The sequence below is a fragment of the Enterobacter cloacae complex sp. P12RS genome, assembly GCF_014895875.1.
GTDB classification, from domain to species: domain Bacteria; phylum Pseudomonadota; class Gammaproteobacteria; order Enterobacterales; family Enterobacteriaceae; genus Enterobacter; species Enterobacter bugandensis.
In genome coordinates this window covers 73,618-96,776 of sequence record NZ_JADBQO010000008.1, presented here as the reverse complement: position 1 = coordinate 96,776, position 23,159 = coordinate 73,618, and the positions used below count along the sequence as shown (strand labels likewise).

General features: G+C 53.2%; 28 protein-coding genes. 13 read left to right on the top strand and 15 right to left on the bottom strand.

Annotation, left to right across the window (positions count from 1 at the left end; translation table 11 throughout):
* Positions 1 to 84: 84 nt before the first annotated feature.
* The 4 genes from ghrA (at position 85) to IM284_RS06100 (ending at position 2,999) form a co-directional block, all read left to right on the top strand.
* On the top strand, positions 85 to 1,023 hold the full coding sequence (ghrA, locus tag IM284_RS06115) for a glyoxylate/hydroxypyruvate reductase GhrA (RefSeq protein WP_028012670.1): 939 nt from the start codon (positions 85 to 87) through the stop codon (positions 1,021 to 1,023).
* Between the two features lie 84 nt (positions 1,024 to 1,107).
* On the top strand, positions 1,108 to 1,845 hold the full coding sequence (locus IM284_RS06110; protein ID WP_028012671.1) for a phosphatase: 738 nt from the start codon (positions 1,108 to 1,110) through the stop codon (positions 1,843 to 1,845).
* Positions 1,846 to 1,865: 20 nt separating this feature from the next.
* Positions 1,866 to 2,420, top strand: a complete 555-nt coding sequence (locus IM284_RS06105) for a molecular chaperone (protein WP_047368270.1) — start codon at positions 1,866 to 1,868, stop codon at positions 2,418 to 2,420.
* A 96-nt stretch (positions 2,421 to 2,516) separates the two neighbouring features.
* Positions 2,517 to 2,999, top strand: a complete 483-nt coding sequence (locus IM284_RS06100; protein WP_131701657.1) for a DUF1097 domain-containing protein — start codon at positions 2,517 to 2,519, stop codon at positions 2,997 to 2,999.
* A gap of 45 nt (positions 3,000 to 3,044) precedes the next feature.
* Here IM284_RS06100 and csgG read toward each other — a convergent pair whose 3' ends face one another.
* From csgG to csgD, 4 genes are read right to left on the bottom strand one after another with little or no spacing between them, the layout of a single operon-like run.
* Positions 3,045 to 3,878 (bottom strand): curli production assembly/transport protein CsgG, encoded by an 834-nt coding sequence (gene csgG, locus IM284_RS06095; protein WP_047368272.1) that lies wholly within the window; start codon positions 3,876 to 3,878, stop codon positions 3,045 to 3,047.
* A gap of 26 nt (positions 3,879 to 3,904) precedes the next feature.
* Positions 3,905 to 4,318 carry a curli production assembly/transport protein CsgF gene (gene csgF, locus IM284_RS06090; protein ID WP_028012675.1) on the bottom strand — a complete coding sequence of 138 codons (414 nt, stop codon included), beginning with the start codon at positions 4,316 to 4,318 and terminating at the stop codon, positions 3,905 to 3,907.
* A 23-nt stretch (positions 4,319 to 4,341) separates the two neighbouring features.
* Positions 4,342 to 4,731 (bottom strand): curli production assembly/transport protein CsgE, encoded by a 390-nt coding sequence (gene csgE, locus IM284_RS06085; RefSeq protein ID WP_028012676.1) that lies wholly within the window; start codon positions 4,729 to 4,731, stop codon positions 4,342 to 4,344.
* A gap of 4 nt (positions 4,732 to 4,735) precedes the next feature.
* Positions 4,736 to 5,386, bottom strand: coding sequence for a biofilm master transcriptional regulator CsgD (csgD, locus tag IM284_RS06080; RefSeq protein WP_028012677.1), 651 nt, complete (start codon positions 5,384 to 5,386; stop codon positions 4,736 to 4,738).
* 754 nt (positions 5,387 to 6,140) lie between these two features.
* Here csgD and csgB point away from each other — a divergent pair.
* The 5 genes from csgB to ymdB all read left to right on the top strand — a co-directional run bounded on the left by csgB (position 6,141) and on the right by ymdB (position 8,600).
* The gene (gene csgB / locus IM284_RS06075) at positions 6,141 to 6,596 is read left to right on the top strand and encodes a curli minor subunit CsgB (protein WP_028012679.1); all 456 of its coding nucleotides are present in this window, start codon (positions 6,141 to 6,143) and stop codon (positions 6,594 to 6,596) included.
* A 41-nt stretch (positions 6,597 to 6,637) separates the two neighbouring features.
* Positions 6,638 to 7,090: a curli major subunit CsgA gene (csgA, locus tag IM284_RS06070; protein ID WP_047368274.1), complete on the top strand. Its 453-nt coding sequence runs from the start codon at positions 6,638 to 6,640 to the stop codon at positions 7,088 to 7,090.
* Between the two features lie 61 nt (positions 7,091 to 7,151).
* On the top strand, positions 7,152 to 7,484 hold the full coding sequence (csgC, locus tag IM284_RS06065) for a curli assembly chaperone CsgC (protein WP_041910536.1): 333 nt from the start codon (positions 7,152 to 7,154) through the stop codon (positions 7,482 to 7,484).
* A 150-nt stretch (positions 7,485 to 7,634) separates the two neighbouring features.
* Entirely contained in the window at positions 7,635 to 7,955 is a 321-nt protein-coding gene (locus IM284_RS06060) for a type 1 fimbrial protein (protein ID WP_045261657.1), read from the top strand.
* A 102-nt stretch (positions 7,956 to 8,057) separates the two neighbouring features.
* Positions 8,058 to 8,600, top strand: a complete 543-nt coding sequence (gene ymdB, locus IM284_RS06055; protein ID WP_045630081.1) for an O-acetyl-ADP-ribose deacetylase — start codon at positions 8,058 to 8,060, stop codon at positions 8,598 to 8,600.
* 35 nt (positions 8,601 to 8,635) lie between these two features.
* Here ymdB and mdoC read toward each other — a convergent pair whose 3' ends face one another.
* Complete coding sequence (gene mdoC / locus IM284_RS06050; RefSeq protein WP_047368275.1) at positions 8,636 to 9,775, bottom strand: glucans biosynthesis protein MdoC; 1,140 nt, start codon at positions 9,773 to 9,775, stop codon at positions 8,636 to 8,638.
* Positions 9,776 to 10,029: 254 nt separating this feature from the next.
* On the opposite strand from mdoC, the gene mdoG reads away from it, so the two are divergent.
* The 3 genes from mdoG to IM284_RS06035 all read left to right on the top strand — a co-directional run bounded on the left by mdoG (position 10,030) and on the right by IM284_RS06035 (position 14,416).
* Positions 10,030 to 11,583: a glucans biosynthesis protein MdoG gene (gene mdoG, locus IM284_RS06045; RefSeq protein ID WP_028012685.1), complete on the top strand. Its 1,554-nt coding sequence runs from the start codon at positions 10,030 to 10,032 to the stop codon at positions 11,581 to 11,583.
* Positions 11,576 to 14,104, top strand: coding sequence for a glucans biosynthesis glucosyltransferase MdoH (mdoH, locus tag IM284_RS06040; RefSeq protein WP_041910533.1), 2,529 nt, complete (start codon positions 11,576 to 11,578; stop codon positions 14,102 to 14,104). Before mdoG ends, mdoH begins: the two co-directional genes overlap by 8 nt.
* A gap of 84 nt (positions 14,105 to 14,188) precedes the next feature.
* Positions 14,189 to 14,416: a YceK/YidQ family lipoprotein gene (locus tag IM284_RS06035; RefSeq protein ID WP_013097162.1), complete on the top strand. Its 228-nt coding sequence runs from the start codon at positions 14,189 to 14,191 to the stop codon at positions 14,414 to 14,416.
* 6 nt (positions 14,417 to 14,422) lie between these two features.
* Here IM284_RS06035 and IM284_RS06030 read toward each other — a convergent pair whose 3' ends face one another.
* The 3 genes from IM284_RS06030 to IM284_RS06020 form a co-directional block, all read right to left on the bottom strand.
* Positions 14,423 to 14,797, bottom strand: coding sequence for a MysB family protein (locus IM284_RS06030; RefSeq protein WP_028012687.1), 375 nt, complete (start codon positions 14,795 to 14,797; stop codon positions 14,423 to 14,425).
* A gap of 97 nt (positions 14,798 to 14,894) precedes the next feature.
* A complete protein-coding gene (gene mdtG / locus IM284_RS06025; protein WP_047368276.1) occupies positions 14,895 to 16,112 on the bottom strand; it encodes a multidrug efflux MFS transporter MdtG in 1,218 nt (405 codons plus the stop codon).
* A gap of 140 nt (positions 16,113 to 16,252) precedes the next feature.
* A complete protein-coding gene (locus tag IM284_RS06020) occupies positions 16,253 to 17,179 on the bottom strand; it encodes a Kdo(2)-lipid IV(A) acyltransferase (protein ID WP_047368277.1) in 927 nt (308 codons plus the stop codon).
* 221 nt (positions 17,180 to 17,400) lie between these two features.
* On the opposite strand from IM284_RS06020, the gene IM284_RS06015 reads away from it, so the two are divergent.
* On the top strand, positions 17,401 to 18,450 hold the full coding sequence (locus tag IM284_RS06015) for a rhodanese-related sulfurtransferase (RefSeq protein WP_193055754.1): 1,050 nt from the start codon (positions 17,401 to 17,403) through the stop codon (positions 18,448 to 18,450).
* A gap of 41 nt (positions 18,451 to 18,491) precedes the next feature.
* Here IM284_RS06015 and IM284_RS06010 read toward each other — a convergent pair whose 3' ends face one another.
* From IM284_RS06010 to pyrC, 7 genes are all read right to left on the bottom strand, one after another.
* A complete protein-coding gene (locus IM284_RS06010; protein ID WP_028012691.1) occupies positions 18,492 to 19,070 on the bottom strand; it encodes a YceI family protein in 579 nt (192 codons plus the stop codon).
* Between the two features lies 1 nt (position 19,071).
* A complete protein-coding gene (locus tag IM284_RS06005) occupies positions 19,072 to 19,638 on the bottom strand; it encodes a cytochrome b (RefSeq protein ID WP_028012692.1) in 567 nt (188 codons plus the stop codon).
* 217 nt (positions 19,639 to 19,855) lie between these two features.
* Entirely contained in the window at positions 19,856 to 19,969 is a 114-nt protein-coding gene (locus IM284_RS06000) for a YceO family protein (RefSeq protein ID WP_032644857.1), read from the bottom strand.
* Positions 19,970 to 20,029: 60 nt separating this feature from the next.
* A complete protein-coding gene (solA, locus tag IM284_RS05995; protein ID WP_047368279.1) occupies positions 20,030 to 21,148 on the bottom strand; it encodes an N-methyl-L-tryptophan oxidase in 1,119 nt (372 codons plus the stop codon).
* 116 nt (positions 21,149 to 21,264) lie between these two features.
* On the bottom strand, positions 21,265 to 21,519 hold the full coding sequence (bssS, locus tag IM284_RS05990) for a biofilm formation regulator BssS (RefSeq protein WP_023299782.1): 255 nt from the start codon (positions 21,517 to 21,519) through the stop codon (positions 21,265 to 21,267).
* Positions 21,520 to 21,791: 272 nt separating this feature from the next.
* Positions 21,792 to 22,037 (bottom strand): DNA damage-inducible protein I, encoded by a 246-nt coding sequence (gene dinI, locus IM284_RS05985; protein WP_028012694.1) that lies wholly within the window; start codon positions 22,035 to 22,037, stop codon positions 21,792 to 21,794.
* Positions 22,038 to 22,111: 74 nt separating this feature from the next.
* Complete coding sequence (pyrC, locus tag IM284_RS05980; RefSeq protein ID WP_028012695.1) at positions 22,112 to 23,158, bottom strand: dihydroorotase; 1,047 nt, start codon at positions 23,156 to 23,158, stop codon at positions 22,112 to 22,114.
* Position 23,159 lies beyond the last annotated feature (1 nt).

Genomic DNA, 23,159 nt, shown 5'->3' with positions numbered 1-23,159 from the left:
AACACGGTCGCGCAAGAAATTTGCTATGCTGACCGTCCAGTTAAAAAGCAAAATAAATCAGCGCAATAAAAGGCAGGAATGACTATGGATATACTCTTCTATCACCCCACTTTTGATACGGCTTACTGGATTAAGGCACTTTCTGCGGCACTGCCGGGCGCTCGCGTTCGTGAGTGGAAGCGGGGCGATAACGAACATGCTGACTACGCGCTGGTCTGGCATCCGCCGGTAGAAATGCTCCAGGGCCGTAAGCTAAAGGCCGTGTTCGCGCTCGGAGCTGGCGTGGATTCCATTCTGAGCAAGCTGAAAGCACACCCTGAAATGCTGCCGGAAGATATTCCTCTGTTCCGCCTGGAAGATACCGGTATGGGCCAGCAAATGCAGGAATATGCCGTCAGCCAGGTGCTGCACTGGTTCCGCCGCTTTGATGACTATCAGGCGCTTAAGCAGCAATCCCGCTGGGAGCCGCTGCCTGAATATCCGCGCGAAGCGTTTACCGTTGGTATCCTCGGCGCAGGCGTGCTGGGTTCGAAAGTGGCTGAAGCGCTCGCGCCGTGGGGCTTCCCGCTGCGCTGCTGGAGCCGCAGCCGTAAAGACTATCCGGGCGTTGAGAGCTTTGCCGGAACGGATGAGCTTCCGGCCTTCCTGAACGGCACGCGTGTGCTGATTAATCTGCTGCCCAATACGGCGGAAACGGTGGGGATTATCAATGAAGGCCTGCTCAACCAGCTGGACGACCAGAGCTACCTGATGAACCTGGCGCGCGGCGTGCATCTGGTCGAGCCGGATCTGCTGAAGGCGCTGGATAGCGGGAAGCTTAAAGGCGCCATGCTGGATGTCTACAGCCGTGAGCCGCTGCCGGAGGAAAGCCCGCTGTGGAGACACCCGCGCGTGGCAATGACTCCGCACGTTGCCGCCGTGACGCGACCTGCCGAGGCAGTGGCCTATATCTCGCACACGATCGGTGAAATAGAGAAGGGTAACCCGGTCACCGGACAGGTCGACCGACAGCGCGGCTACTGAGAGAAACCCGGCGTTCGCCGGGTTTTTGCTAATATTCGCCGCTGATAACTGCTATCCTTTGGAAAAAACGCAGAGGAGAGAAAGATGTATCCCGTTGACCTGCATATGCACACCGTCGCCAGCACCCACGCGTATAGCAACCTCCATGATTATATTGCCCAGGCGAAGCTTAAGGGCATCAAGCTGTTCGCGATAACCGATCACGGCCCGGATATGGCGGATGCGCCGCACTACTGGCATTTTGTGAATATGCGTATCTGGCCACGTCTGGTGGACGGCATTGGGATACTGCGCGGCATTGAGGCGAACATCAAAAACACCGACGGTGAAATTGACTGTACCGGCCCGATGCTGACCTCCTTAGATCTGATCCTTGCCGGCTTCCATGAGCCGGTTTTCCCGCCGCAGGATAAAGAGACCAATACCGCGGCGATGATTGCCACTATTGCCAGCGGCAATGTGCACATCATCAGCCATCCGGGCAATCCGAAATACCCGATTGATATTCAGGCCGTGGCGCAGGCCGCGGCGAAACACCGCGTGGCGCTGGAGATTAACAACTCCTCGTTCGTGCACTCGCGTAAAGGCAGTGAAGCCAACTGTCGCGAAGTGGCTGCCGCCGTGCGTGATGCGGGTGGCATGGTGGCGCTGGGCTCTGATTCGCACACGGCCTTCACGCTGGGGGATTTTAGCGAGTGCCTGAAAATATTGCAGGATGTGGATTTCCCGGAAGAGCGCATCCTGAACGTCACGCCGCGTCGTATGCTTGATTTCCTCGAGTCGCGCGGCATGGCGCCGATTGATGAATTTGCCGATCTTTAATTGAATAACGGAATAAAATAATGAATGAATTTTCCATCCTTTGCCGCGTGCTGGGCTCCCTGTATTACCGCCAGCCGCAGGACCCGCTGCTGGTGCCGCTGTTTACGCTGATTCGCGAAGGTAAACTGGCGCAGAACTGGCCGCTGGAACAGGATGAGTTACTGGAGCGCCTGCAGAAAAGCTGCGATATGCAGCAGATCTCAACGGACTACAATGCTCTGTTCGTGGGCGAAGAGTGCCGCGTGTCGCCGTATCGTTCCGCCTGGCAGGAAGGCGCGACCGAAGCGGAAGTGCGGGCATTCCTTTCAGAACGCGGGATGCCCCTGAGCGATACCCCAGCCGATCATATCGGTACGCTGATGCTGGCCGCGTCCTGGATCGAAGACAACGCTGGCGACGATGAAAATGAAGCCATCGGGATCCTTTTCGAAACGTATCTGCTGCCGTGGGTGGGGACCTTCCTGGGTAAAGTGGAAGCTCATGCCACCTCTCCGTTCTGGCGAACGCTGGCCCCGCTGACGCGTGACGCCATTGCAGCAATGTGGGACGAGCTGGAAGAAGAGAGTGAAGAGTGATGTAAATCACAAAAATCCTGCAACGATACATTTCAACTTGCACGTAATGTGCTTCTGATCTCATTTCTATGGCGCGCTTCTGCTAAGATGCGCGCCATGAACATATTACTTTGTATTGCAATCACGACGGGTATCCTCTCCGGTATTTGGGGATGGGTAGCGGTGTCTCTCGGTCTGTTAAGCTGGGCTGGCTTCCTGGGTTGCACGGCCTATTTCGCCTGTCCTCAAGGCGGGCTGAAAGGGCTCTTTATCTCAGGCTGCACGCTGATGAGCGGCGTTATCTGGGCGCTGGTCATCATGAAAGGCAGCGCGCTGGCGCCGCATCTGGAGATGCTGGGGTACGTCATGACGGGTGTCGTCGCCTTCCTGATGTGTATCCAGGCGAAGCATCTGCTGCTGTCGTTTGTGCCGGGAACCTTTATGGGGGCCTGCGCAACCTTTGCCGGGCAGGGGGACTGGAAGCTGGTGGTTCCTTCCCTGACGCTGGGGCTGCTGTTTGGCTACGCCATGAAGAACAGCGGTCTTTGGCTGGCGGCGCGACGGGAAAAAACGCAAAACATCACCGCGGTGAGTGAATAAAAAAAAAGGCGAGATAATCATCTCGCCTTTTTTATGCGCTGCCCGTCAGGATTCCGGAGGCACCGACATATCACGGTATTTCACCAGGATCGGGTTCTGCACCTCCGCTTTGTTTTGCAGATCCCACAGCCCGCGATCGATACCATCGTTGATTAAGAAGATCACACCGGTTTCAATGGCTGACATCAGACACATCATGACCGGTTCGTTAGAGGTGTAGCCAATTTCTCCCTCCAGCAGACGCTGGTAATCGATGAAGCGGAATACCCCAGCCTGAACTTCATAAGACAATATCGTTTTGCTGGTGTTGACCGAAGAGAGCACTTCACCGGTACTGACGTTCACGACGCGCAGGTTAACCGCAATTTGGTCGAGCTGGTACTGGGTATCTGCGCCGATACCGAAGTAGCGCGCGCCCACGCCACCCGATTTCACGTTGCTCTCGTAACCGATAATCGACCCTTCAATCATCACGTTTGCGGCGGCCAGAGACTGCAGAGGCATCCGGTTATTGTCCGCAACGGTGCCATTCTCCTGCGCGGCACGAATGATTTTTCGTTCATTTAACAGGTTCTGAAGCCCCTGGCGTTCCAGCGGAATAAACCAGTGCGAATCTTTAAGTGCAGTCACCAGCATGGCGGTGGCGCTTTGCGGCACCGCGGTGGAGAAGTTACTTGCCGGATAAGGCTTAAATTGTCCGGTTTCATCCTGAATATTGTATACCGAGACAAATATCTTGCCCGTAGGTGAAGGCAAATGGGTTAAATCACGGTAACTCTGGGCCCGCGGCATTAATGTGGGTTTTGCAGCTTCTTTAGGCGGAGCAGTTAAACAACCGCTCAATAAGCACACTGCAACAAATATCAGGAAGCGCTGCATGGTCGTTGTCCTTATTTAGCTATTGTTTAAAAGTCAGTTGAATTATTTTGCAGGCCGGAAACCTCTATGGTGGAAGTTTTTCCGGTTTTACGATCGGTCACATTCAACTGGAGCTGTCCGTCCCTGTTGGCGATGTCGACGATAAAGTCGTTGGTCATCATTCGGCCGGGTTTGCCGGTATTAATGTTGGTCAGCAATCCCCCTAAAATCTGCGACTGGATAGCCTGGGTGAAGTTATCCAGTGCGGAAGGGGTATCAACGGTAAAATCCTGAAAGCTCGGATCTTTATAGGAGTTTTGTGCCTGAGCTTGATTCAGCAGAAAGGCACCGTTGTTGGGGTTACCGCCAAAGTTAGGGTTACGGAACTGGAAGGTCATATTTCCGGCCCAGCTCAGGGGAGCAATAAGCATGATCGAAACAACTGCATATGCAATACGCATGACAGCCTCCGCATATCGGTTCGCTAGAACTCATCTTTTGCTAAATCGCTGGTGCTTAATAGGGCTTTATCTATTTGCAGGCGATTAATAGCGTCTTCAGTTTGAGCCAGTGCTAAGGCTACGTTTTTTTCGAAGTCTGTTTTCGAGGGGAATAAAAAAGTTTGATAAATAACGTCCTGATTGGCCGTTATGGTTATCCAGCTTCCCCATCGTGCACTGGGCCGCTCGTTGATTGTTAAATTACCCGTGTAGGGACTGTCCCATTTATCGCTGAAGGCCCGGTAAAAACTGTGCCCGATCGATGAAACAGTGTGGTCAGTTAACAATCCGGGAACTTCGACCTCAACGGCCTGCAGGTTCCCTGCAGCGAGCAGGAGACTCGCTGCGGCGATCCAACTCAACGTGCGCTTCATGTGATTAACGCCTGAGGTTATCGTTTGCCCATGAAACCGCCTGAGTTCGGTTTTTAACAGCTATCTTCTTGAAAAGATTATAAAGGTGCGTCTTTACCGTATTTTCGCTGATAAATAACGAACGGGCGATTTCAATATTTGAAGCACCAATGCGTAATTTGTTCAGGATCTCTTTCTCACGGTGGGTGAGCAGCGCTGATTCCGAACTGTTATAGCGGTAATTTCCGGAGTGCGTGATGAGGTAGCTGGCCAGCTTTTGCGAGAAATAGCATTCGCCGCGCAATATGCCTTGCAGACCATCTACCACCCGAACCTCTTCTTCAGTGACGTAGAACACGCCATTGATATGCGGCCAGCTTTCAATATCTCTGAAAGGATATTCATCAGGCGTATTCAATAATAACACGCGGATATTATTGTTTTTCCTGCTTAAGTTATCTTGCCAGTAATGGATAAGCTTTTTATCGGCTTCCATCATATCAAACAGAATGATGCTGCCAGGCGCAATATCATCAAAAGAACGTTGAATATTATGCAATTTCCCGTTCAGTGATAGAGATTGCTTTAAATGTTGTAATAAAGCTGTCGCTTGCAGAGAAGGTTTTGTGATCAACAGTAATGTATGACCATGTAAACTATGGACTTCATTATACATGATGAAACCCCACTTATTTTTGGCACCTGACAGCCGCCCTCTTTGTAAAGAAGAGGGCACCAGAAGTACTGACAGATGTTGCACTGCTGTGTGTAGAATCAGAACATAACCTCCACAGGGAGGTAAATATAAAACCAATTTCGTACATCTAATTTCAATCTAGCTTTTACGAATTTTAAAGCAAGTGTTAATCATGTAACAAGATGTAAAAATCAATATTAATTTGTGAAAATTGCAGATTTTTAATGTTGTTATTTGATATGAAAGTTGTACATGGAAATAGTTGTGCATAGATTTTAAAAATCATACAAATATAATTAACTGGTTAATATTTATAAGTATTTATTATTTTCTTTAGTTTGTATCCAGGTATGAGTAACTGATACTTTCTAAGTCATGTCGCTCTGGTTTTTCTGGCTTAAGAAAACTCGCCTTGTGTCACGGCCTGAAGAAAATCTCATCCTGGCGTTACGCTTAAACAACGCGGGAAGGGGCATGTACGGCTCTCTCGCCTTTGTACAACATGTCGCGCATAAATATTTCATAAAAAATAAAAACGGCCTGTGTCATGCTTTTTATGGTGCAAATTACAACTTTGTGGTGACCTGAAAAATAAAAATAAGCCGCGCGGGTGAGATATTTAAAATGTTTCAGCGGACATACTCTTCACCGTAACGACGCGTTAACAAAAACGAGTCGTTTAATACGAAATACGATCAGGGTGTTTTCAGGTAGCCGGGTCCAGGGTGACAACATGAAAAACACATCGTTATTTTTGATGTTTACATTACTGGGTGCGCCTGGATTTGTAACCGCCGCGAATTCAGATTTAGCAAACGCTGAATATAATTTTGCGGTTAATGAATTAAGTTATTCATCATTAAATCAGGCAGCCATTATTGGTCAACAGGGCGTATTTAATGACGCTCAGCTTCGCCAGGAAGGATCGAAACTCTTGTCCGTCATTTCTCAGGATGGGGCAGGCAACAGAGCGAGAGTTGATCAATCAGGGACTTACAATATTGCCTGGATCGATCAGAGCGGTAACGGGAACGATGCAGGTATTACGCAGGATGGATATGGTAATAGTGCGAAAATTATCCAGAAAGGGTCGGGTAATAGAGCAAATATTACGCAGTACGGTACGCAGAAAACCGCAGTTGTAGTGCAGAAACAGTCGCAGATGGCAATTCGCGTTATTCAGCGCTAGCTATTTCGCGACGACGTTAATCAATCCGATGGGGGTTTACCATGAAATTTATCAAAGTGGCAGCACTTGCAGCAATCGTCGTTTCTGGTAGTGCTATGGCTGGTATGATTAATCAGGGCGGATGGGGTCATGGACACGGTCATGGCGGAAACAGTGGTCCAAATTCAACCCTGAATATTTATCAGAACGGTGGCGGTAACTCCGCGCTGGCGTTGCAAACAGATGCCAGAAATTCCGTTCTTAATATTAGCCAGACCGGTGGCGGTAACGGGGCTGATGTCGGTCAGGGTTCTGACGACAGCAAAATCAACCTGACCCAGAACGGCTTTGGCAACAGTGCGACACTCGACCAGTGGAACAGCAAAAAATCCGTTATGAATGTTAGCCAGTACGGCGGCCTTAACGGTGCGCTCGTAGACCAGACGGCGTCTAACTCCACCGTCAACGTTACCCAGATCGGCTTTGGTAACCACGCGACAGCGCATCAGTACTGATACTGAAATCTGTACTACAAAAAAACAGGGCCGATGCCCTGTTTTTTTTCGGGAGTTCCTCATGAATACCTTCATTCTCCTTGCCGCGCTTTCCGGCCAGATAACCTTTCAAACGTCACAGCAGGGAAATATGACGACCATTATTCCGCAGGTCATTTTGACGGAACCGTGTGATTGTCAGGTTCAGATCCTCTCTTTGAAGGAAGGGCAGAGTGGGCAAAGTGCTTCGCGACAGCAAAATACCCTTTTTATTCCCGCTAATCAGCCGATTGATTTAACGCGGTTGAGTTTAACTATTTCTGCGGAAGACACGATCAACATCGTTGTCACCGTCACGGATGGAAAAGCGCTTCATTTATCACAGCAGTGGTCGCCAGCCGGGGGTGCGCTGTAAATATTCATGAAATCAATGCATTGTGAATATTTGCCGTTGAACTAAGCTGTTATCAGGAACTGCGTTGTTAGGTTCCGTAACGTCAGCCTTCGTTTGCATAATGAAGCGCGTTTGCCCCTCATGGACGATTTTCATTGAGGAGTACATATCGTGACCCACTCTTTTGCACATCTTATTTCAGGTCTGGGCCTGCTTGTTTCGGCATTTATCGCTCCAGCTTATTCGGCCACGCTCGCGCAGGGCGGCGTTATTCACTTTCGTGGCGCAATCGTTGCTGACCCTTGCGAAGTTACACAGCAGCAGCGGCAGCTGGCGGTGTCGTGTCCGGAAAAAAATCGTATGCAAACGCGTATGGTGAGTTACGGCGACGCGCTGAACGGCAAGGCGACGGCTTCCGGCCTGGCGACAGTGAATATGACGTACCTGAATCCTGAAAAAACGCTCGCGGTTGTTCAGATCCAGTACCGTTAATACCCGTGCGCGCCGCCGGTGGGCGCGGTTTTACGTCTATCGTTTTTCTCAATAACCCCTCTGCGATACACTTATAAAAAAGGCGGGCAGCAGAGGGGCTTTATGAAACCGCAAATTGAAGTTATTCATGGCGATATTACGACAGTTCATGTCGACGTCATCGTCAATGCGGCCAATCCTTCCCTGATGGGGGGAGGAGGCGTAGACGGCGCTATTCACCGGGCTGCCGGTCCGCAGTTACTGGAAGCCTGTAAAATGGTGCGTCAGCAACAGGGTGAATGCCCTCCGGGCCATGCGGTGATTACGCTGGCGGGCAACCTTCCTGCCAAAGCGGTGATTCATGCTGTCGGGCCCGTGTGGCACGGCGGAGACCAGCATGAAGCGAGCCTTCTGGAGGAGGCATACCGAAACTGTCTGCGGCTTGCCGCCGACAACGGCTATAAAACGATGGCGTTCCCGGCCATCAGCACCGGCGTTTATGGATATCCTAAGGCGGCAGCGGCGACCATCGCCGTCGAAACGGTTTACCGCTATTTGTCGCTTAAACCGCTGCCAGAGAAGGTGATTTTTGTCTGCTTCGATGAAGACACCACGCATCTTTATCAGCGGCTTTTGACTCAGCGCAGACAAGAGCTGGAGAGCTGAAGCGAAGGCGGCGCACCGTGAGTGCGCCGCGCTGCTCAGGCGGCTTTCGGCTGAGGTTTTCCTGAAAACAGGAAGCGCAGAAGAGGGATCCGCAGATGGATCTCGTAGAGTACGACGGCAATCCCCACCACAAACACCAGCCCGGTAAAGAAGCCCAGCGTGTTGGATGCGATATGCGGGGTGATGTATGCCCCGAAGAACAGCGTCAACGGGTGGTGCACCAGATAGATAAACAGTGAGGCATTGACGAAGTAGGTCACGCGGCTGGACTTAAAGTTCAGCAAACGGTGGCCGAGCGCGAACACTACGTTCACCATCCACAAGCCCAACAGCATGGTGATCACGCTTTCTGTTTCATACATCCAGGCGTCGCCACTCCCGTAGCGCTGGTTCAGCAGGTAGGCCGCAAACGCGATGGCCGCACCCACCGCGCACCACGGTGACGGGGTGGTAAACAGCGCTTTAAGCCTCGAATGAATAAAGGCCAGCGCGCCAATTAAAAAGAACGGAATGTAGAACAGCGACTGCATCACCACAAAATTGAACAGGCCGTCGCTCAGTATTGGTGGATAGACGATAAACAACGTGCGTCGCACTGCGGCATAGGCGATCCCCAGCAGTAAAAAGAGCACCGACAGTTTGCCCAGCGTGACGTTAGCGAAGAAAGAGTCTGCTGTCGTGCTGAGATGACGGCGCAGGCGGCTGAAAATCACCAGACTGACCGTGGTCAGCACCACCAGAACCAGCAGGAACCAGAGGTGAGACACCAGCTCCCAGACCAGCGTGTTGTACTTTTCATACAGCGAGAGATTCGGCCAGTTTTCCGCCTTGCCTTTAACGTATTGCAGCATAATGAACTGCGGCAGCGTCAGGAGCGGTATGGCGGTTAACATGGGAATACCTACGCGCTCCACGCGCACTTTCCACCAGCGCTTAAGCGGATAGCGTAAAAAAAGCATGTACGAGAAATAGCCGGAGATGACAAAAAACACCTGCATGCGGAAGGCGTGAATAAAGTCATTAAACAGCGTCAGCCACCAGGAGGGCATCTGGCTATTAACATGCCACGTGTGGCTGGAGTAAATCAGTGAAATATGAAAGGGGATCCCCAATAGCATCAGCCATGCCCGGATCGAGTCGAGGAAATATTCCCGTTGTATCGGTGTTGTGCTCATATAACGTTGCGCATTCTCAGACTTTTCGCCTTATCCCTAAGGCTCATAATGGTTACATTCGACGCCAACCCTACACCAAGACCGACACACTGTCTCCAGGATAAGCACGCAAAGTGAATAACGGGTTCTTTCATTTGCTTAATCCATGAGCCAGCAGCTGAACAAAGCAGTGATTATGTTGTCGGATTGCCTGAGTTTCCATTAAAATGGATCGGATCGATATAAGCACACAAAGGGGGAAGTGCTTACTTATTATGAAACATAAACCACAGATGATGAAAATGCGTTGGTTGGGTGTTGCGGTGGTGTTATCACTGTATACCTCATCGGCACTGGCCTTTAACATCGACGATGTCGCAAAACAGGCAAAATCGATGGCAGGCAAGAGCTACGAAGCGCCGAAAAGTAACCTGCCCTCCGTTTTCCGCGACATGAAGTATGCGGACTATCAGCAGATCCAGTTCAACCACGATAAAGCGTACTGGAACAACGTTAAAACCCCGTTCAAGCTTGAATTTTATCATCAGGGTATGTACTTCGACACGCCTGTTGCCATCAATGAAGTGACGGCGACCGCGGTACGTAAGATCAAGTACAGCCCGGATTACTTCAATTTTGGCAATGTGCAGCACGACAAAGATACGGTGAAAGACCTGGGCTTCGCAGGCTTCAAGGTGCTTTACCCGATCAACAGCAAAGATAAAAACGACGAAATCGTTAGCATGCTTGGCGCCAGCTACTTCCGCGTGATTGGCGCGGGGCAGGTGTACGGGCTTTCTGCGCGCGGTCTGGCTATTGATACCGCGCTGCCATCAGGTGAAGAGTTCCCGCGTTTCCGCGAGTTCTGGATTGAGCGTCCAAAACCAACGGACAAACGTCTGACTATTTATGCGCTGCTGGATTCCCCACGCGCAACCGGTGCCTATCGCTTTGTGATTATGCCAGGTCGTGACACGGTCGTTGACGTGCAGTCTAAGGTTTACCTGCGTGACAAAGTGGGCAAACTGGGCGTCGCTCCGCTGACCAGTATGTTCCTGTTTGGGCCGAACCAGCCGTCACCGGCAACCAACTTCCGTCCGGAACTGCATGACTCCAACGGTCTGTCTATTCATGCCGGTAACGGTGAGTGGATCTGGCGTCCGCTGAATAACCCGAAACATCTGGCGGTCAGCAGCTTTGCGATGGAAAACCCGCAGGGCTTTGGCCTGCTGCAACGTGGCCGTCAGTTCTCTCGCTTTGAAGATCTCGACGACCGCTATGACCTGCGTCCAAGCGCCTGGGTTACGCCGAAAGGCGACTGGGGTAAAGGCAAGGTAGAGCTGGTTGAAATTCCAACCAACGACGAAACCAACGACAACATCGTCGCATACTGGACGCCGGATCAGCTGCCGGAAGCCGGTAAAGAGATGAACTTCAAGTACACCATTACCTTCAGCCGCGACGAAGATAAGCTGCATGCGCCGGATAACGCGTATGTGACGCAGACTCGCCGCTCTACGGGTGACGTGAAGCAGTCTAACCTGATCCGTCAGCCTGACGGTACGGTAGCGTTTGTCGTGGACTTCACCGGCCAGGATATGAAGAAACTGTCTCCTGATACTGCGGTGTCGGCCCAGGCCAGCATCGGTGACAACGGTGAAATCGTAGAGAACACCGTGCGTTACAACCCGGTAACCAAAGGCTGGCGTCTGACCCTGCGCGTGAAAGTGAAAGATCCGAAACAGACCACTGAAATGCGTGCTGCGCTGGTCAGTGAAGATCAGCCGCTGAGTGAAACCTGGAGCTACCAGCTACCTGCCAATGAATAATACATCTGAATATATTGATGCCATGCCGCTGACGGATATCGAAAAAGCGGCGCTGCCTAAGAGCGACATCCGCGCGGTTCATACCGCGCTGGATGGCGAACATCGTCAGTTTTCCCGTGATGATGATACGCCGCTGGGGTCAGTCAAGGCGCGTCTGGAGCAGGCCTGGCCGGACTCGCTGGCAGAAGGGCAGTTGATTAAAGACGACGAAGGACGCGATCAGCTTCAGGCGATGCCGAAAGCGACGCGTTCCTCAATGTTCCCCGATCCATGGCGCACCAACCCGGTTGGCCGCTTCTGGGATCGCCTGCGCGGGCGTGACGTCACGCCGCGCTATCTGTCGCGCCTGACGAAAGAAGAGCAGGCCTCCGAACAGAAATGGCGTACCGTGGGGACAATTCGCCGTTATATCCTGCTGCTTCTGACGCTGGCGCAGACGGTTGTCGCGACCTGGTATATGAAAACCATTCTGCCTTACCAGGGCTGGGCGTTTATCAACCCGACGGACATGATGGGCCAGGATCTCTGGGTCTCCTTCATGCAACTGCTGCCGTATATCCTGCAGAGCGGCATCCTCCTGCTGTTCGCGGTCCTCTTCTGCTGGGTCTCGGCCGGTTTCTGGACCGCGCTGATGGGCTTCCTGCAACTGCTGATGGGACGGGACAAGTACAGCATTTCGGCGTCAACGGTCGGGGATGAACCCCTCAATCCCGAGCACCGTACCGCACTGATTATGCCTATCTGTAACGAAGACGTTGACCGCGTATTTGCGGGGCTGCGTGCAACCTGGGAGTCCGTAAAGGCAACCGGTAATGCGGCGCATTTCGACGTTTACATCCTGAGCGACAGTTACAACCCGGATATCTGCGTGGCAGAGCAAAAAGCCTGGATGGAGCTGATTGCGGAAGTGCAGGGCGAAGGGCAGATCTTCTACCGCCGCCGCCGCCGTCGCGTGAAGCGTAAAAGCGGCAACATCGATGACTTCTGCCGCCGCTGGGGTAACCAGTACAGCTACATGGTCGTGCTGGATGCTGACTCCGTCATGAGCGGTGACTGCCTGAGCGGTCTGGTACGTCTGATGGAAGCCAACCCGAATGCGGGGATCATTCAGTCTTCGCCAAAAGCATCCGGCATGGACACCCTGTACGCGCGCTGCCAGCAGTTCGCCACCCGTGTTTACGGCCCGCTGTTTACCGCAGGTCTGCACTTCTGGCAGTTGGGTGAGTCGCACTACTGGGGCCACAACGCCATTATCCGCGTGAAGCCGTTCATCGAACACTGTGCGCTGGCGCCGCTGCCGGGCGAGGGTTCGTTTGCCGGTTCGATTCTGTCGCATGACTTCGTGGAAGCGGCGCTGATGCGTCGTGCTGGCTGGGGCGTCTGGATTGCCTACGACCTGCCGGGATCGTACGAAGAGCTGCCGCCGAACCTGCTGGACGAGCTCAAGCGCGACCGCCGCTGGTGTCACGGTAACCTGATGAACTTCCGCCTGTTCCTCGTAAAAGGGATGCACCCGGTTCACCGTGCGGTGTTCCTGACGGGCGTGATGTCTTATCTCTCTGCTCCGCTGTGGTTTATGTTCCTCGCGCTCTCCACTGCGCTGCAGGTCGTCCATGCCCTGACGGAGCCGCAATACTTCCTGCAACCGCGCCAGCTGTTCCCGGTGTGGCCGCAGTGGCGTCCGGAGCTGGCGATTGCGCTCTTTGCTTCCACCATGGTGCTGCTGTTCCTGCCTAAGCTGCTCAGTATCATCCTGATCTGGTGCAAAGGCTCGAAAGAGTACGGCGGATTCTTCCGCGTAACCCTTTCGCTGCTGCTGGAAGTGCTGTTCTCCGTGCTGCTTGCGCCGGTGCGTATGCTGTTCCACACCGTGTTTGTGGTCAGCGCGTTCCTGGGCTGGGAAGTGGTCTGGAACTCACCGCAGCGTGATGACGACTCCACGCCGTGGAGTGAAGCCTTCATGCGCCACGGCTCTCAGTTGCTGCTGGGCCTGGTGTGGGCGGCCGGGATGGCCTGGCTGGATCTGCGCTTCCTGTTCTGGCTGGCGCCGATTGTCTTCTCGCTGATCCTGTCGCCGTTTGTGTCCGTGATCTCCAGCCGTTCAACGGTAGGGCTGCGTACCAAACGCTGGAAACTGTTCCTGATCCCGGAAGAGTATTCTCCGCCGCAGGTACTGGTGGATACCGATACCTATCTGGAGCAGAACCGTAACCGCACGCTGGACGATGGCTTTATGCACGCCGTGTTTAATCCGTCATTCAACGCTCTGGCGACGGCAATGGCCACCGCGCGCCACCGCGCAAGCCAGGTGCTGGAGATTGCCCGCGATCGTCACGTTGAGCAGGCGCTTAACGAGACCCCGGAAAAACTCAATCGCGACCGTCGTCTGGTGCTGCTGAGCGATCCGGTCACGATGGCAAGACTCCACTATCGCGTATGGTCCGCTCCGGAGAAGTACTCTTCGTGGGTGAACTACTACAAAGAGCTGAAGCTGAACCCGCTGGCGCTGAAGGCGAAGTAAGCGGTTAAGCAAGGCGGGTAAGCAAAGCGCCACCCGCCAGATAAAATACCGGCTGTGAGGCCGGTATTTTTTTAGAGGTTACTGATGAAAATAATCATCGTCGTCATGATGGCATGCCTGCTGAGCGGCTGCGGCAGCATCATCAGCCGCACCATTCCAGGTCAGGGCCATGGCAACCAGTACTACCCGGGCGTAAAATGGGATGTCCGTGATTCCGCATGGCGCTACCTGACGGTGCTCGATCTGCCGTTCTCGCTGATTTTCGACACGCTGTTGCTGCCCATCGATGCCAGCCACGGCCCGTACGAGTAGCGTAAATTAACGCTCGTCCCATTCATCGGCTGCGGTTTGACCTTCTTCCGTATCCAGCGGTGGCTCGAGCTGAAATTCGCCCTCATCCCACTCGTGCAGCGTATTCTCCTCCAGCCATTCCTGGCGTAACTCGATTTCATCATAGTCGCCATCAAACACGGCCTGCGCACCTGCACCGCTCAGGACCGGCAAACATTCTCCTTCTTCGCCTTCATCGGCAAAGAATTCGGCCTGCCACATAATATCCCCATCCTGCAGAACATATTTTTGGATATTAAGTTGTTGCACGTCAGCATCTTCTTCCTCAACGCCGGGATTATCGGCAAGGAACTCTTCACGAGCGGCATCAATAGCTTCTTCCAGCGTGGCGTACATGGTCATTGGTGTCTCCCTGTTTTCCAGAAGGTTTCAGGGAAAGAATAGCTGAATATCAGATTCTGCAAGTATGAATGCGAAAATAAGCCGTCAGGCGTTCTTCTTATTCCGTCACCGGCCGTAACGCGCGGGATAAACTGAACCACGAGTAAATCGCGTTGAACAGCACCACGCCTGCCGTCACGATAAAGACGGCGCGAAAACCGAAGCTGGCGGAAATACCCGCCCCGAGAAGCGGCCCGGTGACGTTACCGATATCGCGAAACGACTGGTTATAGCTAAAGATACGCCCGGCAATCTGATTCGTGGAGTTGTAGACCAGCAGGGTCTGTACGGCGGGTAGCAACGCCCCGTCGGCGGCGCCCAGCAAAAAGCGAAGCACGCCCAGCTGCCACGGAGAGTGCACCATCGACATGGGGATAAGCAGCAGGACGGAAACGATCAGTGCGCAGATCAGGATCTTTTCCGGGCCGACCCGGTCACCCAATTTCCCCAGTCTCGGTGCGCTAACCAGCGCCGCCACGCCGGGCACGGAGGCAATCAGTCCGCTGATAAACGCAATATTGCTGACGTTACCCGCCAGGTCGCGAACGTATAGGGTGAGAATAGGAGCGATCGATCCGGTTGCCACCTGAATGATCAATGTCGTTACGAACAGGCTCAGCACCAGTCTGGGATTTTTAAGCGAGGTCAGCACGTCTCTGGCGTGAAGCATCTCTTTTTTGGCGACGGGCGTAAATTTTTCACGGATGCAGACCAGGGTGACGATAAAGCACAGGAACAACACGCTGGCGGTGATGAAAAAGACCGGGCGCAGGCCGTAGTTATCCGCCAGTAATCCCCCCGCCAGCGGCCCAAGCAAAGCGCCGCTCACGCCACCGGTTGACAGCGTGCCGAGCGCCCAGCCGCTCTTATGGCGAGGAATTTGCGTGGCGATCAGGGCGTTCGCGTTGGGAATAAATCCGCCCAATAAGCCCAGCAATGCGCGCAATATCAGGAACTGCCAGACGTTCTGCGCCACGCCCATCAGCGCCATGATTATCGCCATCCCCAGCGCCGAACGCAGCAGCATGATTTTACGTCCCTTGCGGTCGGCAAGTCCGCCCCAGAAGGGGGAGGCAATGGCGGAAAAGAGAAACGTGATGCTGAATACCAGGCCAGACCACATGTTGAGTGCGCTATGGCCCGTCACGCCCAGCTGTTCGACGTAGAGCGGCAGGAAAGGCATGACCAGGCTAAACGCCGCGCCGGTAAGAAAACAGCCAAGCCACGCAACCGTGAGGTTACGCTTCCAGTTTATGGGGGCATCTGAGGGTGTCATAACAATCCGCATAGTGAGGTGCAGAGCACCTGAGGCATGAAGTAATAAGCCTGCTAATTATGCGCCTGGGTTATGATTGCCGCAATGAGGGGGAGCTTTTAAAGCTAAAATAGCATGCGGCCCTGAGGGCCGCATGAGGATCAATAGCGGGAAGGCGTGCCTTCTGGCCGCGTTTTAAAGCGTCGATGCAGCCACATGTACTGCTCGGGTGCCAGCATGATGCACTTTTCCACAACGCCGTTCATCCAGCGCGCGGTGGTTTCCGCATCTTCCAGCGGCGGCGCGAGTTCCGGCTCAAGCATCATCAGTTCGTAGCCTGAGCCATCCGGCATACGGCGGGGAACAAAGGGAACGATGGCGGCTTTGGACATCCGCGCCAGCATCCAGGTGCCGGTCGTGGTAGCGGCCTCATCAACGGCGAAGAAGGGGACAAAGACGCTGGCCTGGGGGCCATAGTCGTGATCGGGGGCATACCAGACCACTTCACCGGCCTTCAGCGCGCGGATCATGCCCTTCAGATCCTTACGGTCGATCATGCTTTTGTTGGAGCGCATGCGGCCGTTGGTCTGGATGAGGTCGATAACCGGGTTGTCGTTAGGACGATAAACCCCGATGCCGGGCGCCTGCATGCCAAACATACGCGCCCCGATTTCGAGCGTCAGGAAATGGACGCCGATCAGCAGCACGCCGGTCTGATTGGCCTGAAGCGTATGCACCGGCTCCATGCCGGTGCCTGTAACCTTGCTCCAGCGGGCCATACGTTTGTCCGACCAGAACCACGCCATGCCGGTCTCCATTAGACCCATGCCGACGGATTCGAAATTCTTCGAGACCATATCATGGCGCTCTGCCTCGCTCATCTGCGGAAAGCACAGCTCAAGGTTACGATACGCGATGCGGGCGCGGCGCTTCATAAGCGTTTGCGCGAGTCGGCCTAATGATGTACCTAACCGGAAGATAACAGGGTAGGGAAGCTGTACCAGTAGCCATAAAAAGCCAATGCCAAGCCAGGTCATCCAATAGCGGGGGTGCAAAAGGGCGACGGTAAATTTTGGTAACTGGGTCATGTCTTTCCTGTGTTCAAACGTCCTGTTTCGCTATTGTCGCATTTTTTGAGACGTAGCCAAAATATCTGCCGTCGAAACCTGCACGACGACGGCAATTGTTAAGCCTGATTCATCAGGGTGTGTGAAATGTAGCGTAAATTGTGTGGATGTAAATTGGTTTTGTTTGCTATATGATGCCGACCGATTTTGATTCTCTCTGACGATTGCAGGACTTGTACACCATGCCAGTGTTACACAACCGCGTTTCGAATGAGATGTTAAAGGCGCGCATGTTGGCTGAAACCGAACCGCGCACAACCATCTCCTTCTACAAATACTTCACCATCGACGATCCGCAGGCGACCCGCGATGCGCTTTATCAGGCCTTCACGGCGCTGAACGTTTTCGGGCGCGTCTACCTTGCCCGCGAAGGCATTAACGCGCAGATCAGCCTGCCGGAAAGCAAAGTGAATGCGTTCCGCGACGCGCTTTATAGCTTCGATCCGGCCCTCAACGGCTTACGCCTGAACATTGCCCTGGATGACGATGGAAAATCGTTCTGGGTGCTGCGCATGAAGGTGCGTGAACGCATCGTGGCGGACGGTATTGACGATCCTGAGTTTAACCCGGCGGACGTCGGCGAATATCTGAAGGCCGCGGAAGTGAATGCGATGCTGGACGATCCGGATGCCGTGTTCATTGATATGCGTAACCACTACGAGTACGAAGTGGGGCATTTCGAAAACGCGATGGAGATTCCGGCCGATACCTTCCGCGAGCAGCTGCCTAAAGCGGTGGAGATGATGCAGGAGCATAAGGATAAAAAAATCGTTATGTACTGCACCGGCGGTATCCGCTGCGAGAAGGCCAGCGCGTGGATGAAGCACAATGGGTTCAACAAGGTCTGGCACATTGAAGGCGGTATTATTGAGTACGCCCGCCGCGCCCGTGAGCAGGGCTTACCGGTACGCTTTATCGGTAAAAACTTCGTCTTTGACGAGCGCATGGGCGAGCGCATTTCAGAAGATGTGATTGCCCAGTGCCACCAGTGCGGCGCGCCGTGCGATACCCACACCAACTGCAAAAACGACGGGTGTCATCTGCTGTTTATTCAGTGCCCGGCCTGTGCCAAGAAGTTTAACGGCTGCTGTAGCGAGCTGTGCAGCGAAGAGAGCGTCCTGCCGGAAGAAGAGCAGCGTCGTCGTCGCGCGGGGCGTGAAAACGGTAATAAGATTTTTAATAAATCACGCGGCCGTCTGAATACCAAACTGGGTATTCCTGACCCGGAATGATAATAATGCCCGGCACGGCGAAAGCCTGCCGGGCGAATCTATTACGACTTCTGCTGCACACCTTCAACGGAAATAACCAGCTCAACGTCCTGCGACGCCGGGCCTAAATCCGTTGTGATATTAAAATCTTTCAGGTGAATTTTACCCGCCGCTTCAAAACCTGCGCGTTTTCCGCCCCACGGATCGTCGCCCTGACCGATCAATTTCGCATCCAGAGTAACGGGTTTGGTTACGCCATTCAGCGTCAGATTCCCGGTAATAGCCAATTTATCACCGTCTTTCTTAACTTCTGTGGAGGTGAAGGTGGCCTGTGGGAATTTTGTGACGTTGAGGAACTCTGCGCTGCGCAGGTGTTTATCGCGCTCAGCATGGTTCGTGTCGACGCTGTTCGTATTAATGGTCACATTGACTTTATCTGCCGCAGGATTTTTCTCGTCAAAAGTAAATGTGCCGTCGAAATCTTTAAAGGTGCCGTACAGCCAGCTGTATCCCAGGTGCTGAATGCGGAAATTGACGAAAGCGTGCTGGCCCTCTTTATCAATTTTATAGTCAGCCGCTACGGCAGAACCGGTGGTGAATAACAGAGAACCGAGGGCAATACCCAGCAGGTGTTTTTTCATTTTATGCTCCAGAGTCAACTGACGAGCGGCCAAGCATGCGCTTAAGCGTATCGTCTTTATCAATAAAATGGTGTTTAAGGGCGGCGAGCCCGTGCAGTACGGACAGGATCACCACGCTCCAGGCAAGCCAGAGGTGAACGACCCCTGCCGTATCGGCCTGAGCCCCGGCATCGCTGAGCGTTGCCGGAACCTCGAACAGGCCAAAAACGCTAATCGGTTTGCCGTCTGCCGTTGAAATGAGATAGCCGCTGATCAGAATGGCGAAGAGCAGCGCGTAGAGCGCAATATGCGCGGCAACGGCGCTGACGCGGGTTATTTTTCCATATGTCTTTAGTGGCGCGGGCGGTGGGGAAATATGTCGCCAGATGGCGCGAAATACCAGCCCCAGCATCAGCAGAACCCCGATGCTTTTATGCAGCTCGGGTGCCTGATGATACCAGCCATCGTAATAGCTGAGCGTGACCATCCAGAGTCCAAGTCCGAACATACCATAGACGGCAATGGCAAATATCCAGTGCAAACTTATGGATATTATTCCGTAGCGCCGGGAGGAGTTACGCAATTGCATCAGAATGTCCATTTTCAAATTAACCGAAAGGTAAAAATGAACGGGAAGTCGCGATATTGCAACTGAAATAATTGACTATTGATTTTTATTTTATTTATTTCAGCGATTTTGAAAAGAAACGGCGAGATTAATTCAATGGCTTCGTGCAAGACGTATTTAGCAGAAAAAAAACCTTAAATAAACATAAAGTAACGTCAGTTAATGTCAATTGTCACTTTCAATAAAACACAATGTAAATAACATCAACGATAGCGAGCAGCGCCCACAATAAGATGTAGAGCATAAAGTGTTCGCGAATATTATTGATGAGGAAATCCACTATCCTGCGCATAACGCCCCACAATTGAGTACGAAGAAAACGGGCCCCGATACCGCCGGAGCCCGTGGCCGATTATCCGTTAAAACGCGAGAGTGAGAACGGCGTCAGATCAAACTGCGGCGTGATACCCTGGGCAAACTGCGCGGCGATTTCACCCAACACCGAAGCGAACTTAAAGCCGTGGCCACTCAGCCCGGTAATCAGCAGGGTGTTGTCATGTCCCGGCAGCGTATCAATGATAAAGTCTTCATCCGGCGTGTTGTCATAGGTGCAGGCCGCGCCATAAAGCAGGCCACCGACGCCCGGGAGAATATTGCGCAGGAACGAGAAGGCTTCTGAGCCGTCCTGCGGGCAGGCGCCAAACGGCTTGCGCTCCTCAGGTGAGGAGATGACCTGCCCGCCGTTGTGTTTTCCAATCTTGAGAGCGTCCTTCTCGGAAGGGAAACCGTAGAACTGATCGCCGTTGGGTAACTCGCCGGTAAAGGCCGGGAATTTATTTTGCGCGCTGTAACGCCCGTCAGACTGGAACCAGGAGAAGACCTTGCGTACCGGCTGGATCGGCAGGTCCGGGAGCAGGCGGGTAACCCAGGTTCCTGCGCTAATAAGCAGGCGGGAAGCCGAATATTCCCCGTCTACGGTTTTCACCGTAACGCCGTTTGCATCATGCGTGATGGCCTCTACGGGGCAATTGAACAGCTGCGCACAGCCCGCTTTGGCGGCAAGATCGACCCAGGTTTTGATCGCCGTTTCACAGTGCAGCACACCGGAGTTGGCTTCAAAGAGGCCGATATAATCCTCCGGGACAGTAATTTCAGGCCAGCGCGAGGTAATGGCCGCCGCGTCCAGCTTCTCAACGTCAAGATTAAAGGCTTTCGCGCTGCGTTCGACGTTGGCGAGAAATTCTGAACGGGCCGGACCGAGGTTGATGATCCCTGTGCGTTCGAAAATGCGCTCTTCAGTCTGTTTCGCCAGCTCGTCCCACAGCGTCTGGGCGCGAAGCACCAGCGGAACGTAGCGCTCCCCCTCGCCATAGGCATGGCGAATGAGACGGGTGTCGCCATGATGGCTACCTTCGCTATGCGGCGGCAGGTGGGCGTCAATCATCAGGACGTTTAGCCCTGCCTGCGTTGCGTAATAACCGGCGGCCGATCCAACGGAGCCGCTACCAATAATGATTAAGTCGTATCTCATATGCATCTCGTAAACTTACGGTTTGTTAGCAGAGTAATTAACAACGCGGGCGTAAACAAGCGGGAAATAAATAAGGCACCGCGAGGGTGCCTGTTGAGTGAAAAGTGGGCATAAGGTTAGTGCCGTTTATACTCATTTTCCTGATAGTCGCCAGATTCTATTTTTGCAATGCCTGCCTCTAAAATAGAAATAAACTGACGGGCGACGTCTGTTGTTAGCCACAGCGTCTGTCCCACTTCCGCTTCGTCACGGTTGAGTTGATTTGGGGTCTGGTAGTGCAAACGCAGCATCAGTGCATCGTAGCTATCTACGGTACTGATATCCCAGCCTACAAGCGGATGGGTCTGGATGACTTCGTTATTCTTTTCCATTATAACCCCCTTAATGCGTGTTAGAAGACAACGGCTCTGAGGTTCAATGCATGTTTTTCTGAAAGCTTCTTCAGTATACCAAGTAATAAGGGTTCCAAAGGGAAAAATAAACAGGTAGCAACACATTTTTCTGCTTTTTAGGATTGTTCGAACAATAAAACACCATCTCGTTCACGATTTTTTAAGAACACGCTGAATTAATTTGAACTTTCGAAATTACAGGCAAAAAAAAGCCGGGGCGACCCGGCAAAAAACACAATGAGGGAGCAGTGTTAATCGGTTATGAACCAGTCGTCTGCGCTTTCCCACGTTTCCTGCAGGATTTCGCTGATGCGATCTTTATCTTCTTTTGCGGCACCCATGACGGAGAGGTTGTTCGCTGCGGCGTAACGCACCGTTACGGCGCCCGCGTTGTCGGGAAAGGTGTTGTTAATACGACGGGATAATTCGCCTGCCAGAGCGTCAAGCGCGCCGGCAGGCAGAACGGTAGTTTTGGCTATGGTGACTTCAATACGCATAAATGCCCCCTGTGTAATATACTGTTTATTTATACAGGCATATTATCGGTTTGACAACAAGGGGCGTTGATTTTTTAGCGTTTTACCGTCCAGCTTACGGTTTCACCTGCCAGGAAGGGGATCAGCGTGTCATCCGTCAGCGCGATAGACTCCTCAACCTGGCTCGCTTTGCGCTCCAGCTCAATGAAGGTGTCATTGACCGGCAGGCCGTAGAAGCGCGGGCCGTTGAGGGAGCAGAACGCTTCGAAATGTTCCAGCGCGTTCATCTCTTCAAATACGGTTGCGTAGCTGGCAAGCGCCGTTGGGGCGTTGAAACAGCCCGCGCAGCCGCAGCTTGCCTCTTTGCGATGGCGGGCGTGAGGCGCGGAGTCCGTGCCCAGGAACGCACGCGTGAATCCGCTGGCGACCAGCTCGCGCAGCGCCTGCTGGTGAACGTTGCGCTTGAGGATCGGCAGGCAGTAAAGGTGAGGGCGCACTCCGCCCACCAGCATATGGTTACGGTTAAACATCAGATGCTGTGGGGTGATGGTCGCAGCGATCAGCTCGTTACCGTCGCGAACATACTCTGCCGCGTCTTTGGTGGTGATATGCTCAAAGACCACCTTAAGCGCCGGCAGGCGCTGGCGCAGGGGCTCCATCACGGTTTCGATAAAACGGGCTTCACGGTCGAAGATGTCAATCTCCGCATGCGTTACTTCACCGTGTACCAGCAGCGGCATGCCCAGTTTCTGCATGCGCTCCAGCACCGGCATGATGGCATCAATACTGGTGACGCCGTGGCTGGAGTTGGTGGTGGCGTTCGCCGGGTAGAGTTTCGCCGCCGTAAATACGCCTTCGTTAAACCCGCGTTCCACTTCGTTCGGATCCAGTGAATCGGTCAGGTAGCAGGTCATCAACGGGGTGAAATCATGTCCCGCCGGAACGGCATCCAGAATGCGCTGACGGTAGGCAATGGCGGCATCGACGGTGGTGACTGGGGGAACCAGGTTTGGCATGACAATCGCGCGGCCATAAATTTCACTGGTATAGGGCACGACGGTTTTCAGCATATCGCCATCGCGCAGATGGATATGCCAGTCGTCTGGGCGGCGGATTTTAAGAACCTGGGGTTGTGCAGTCATG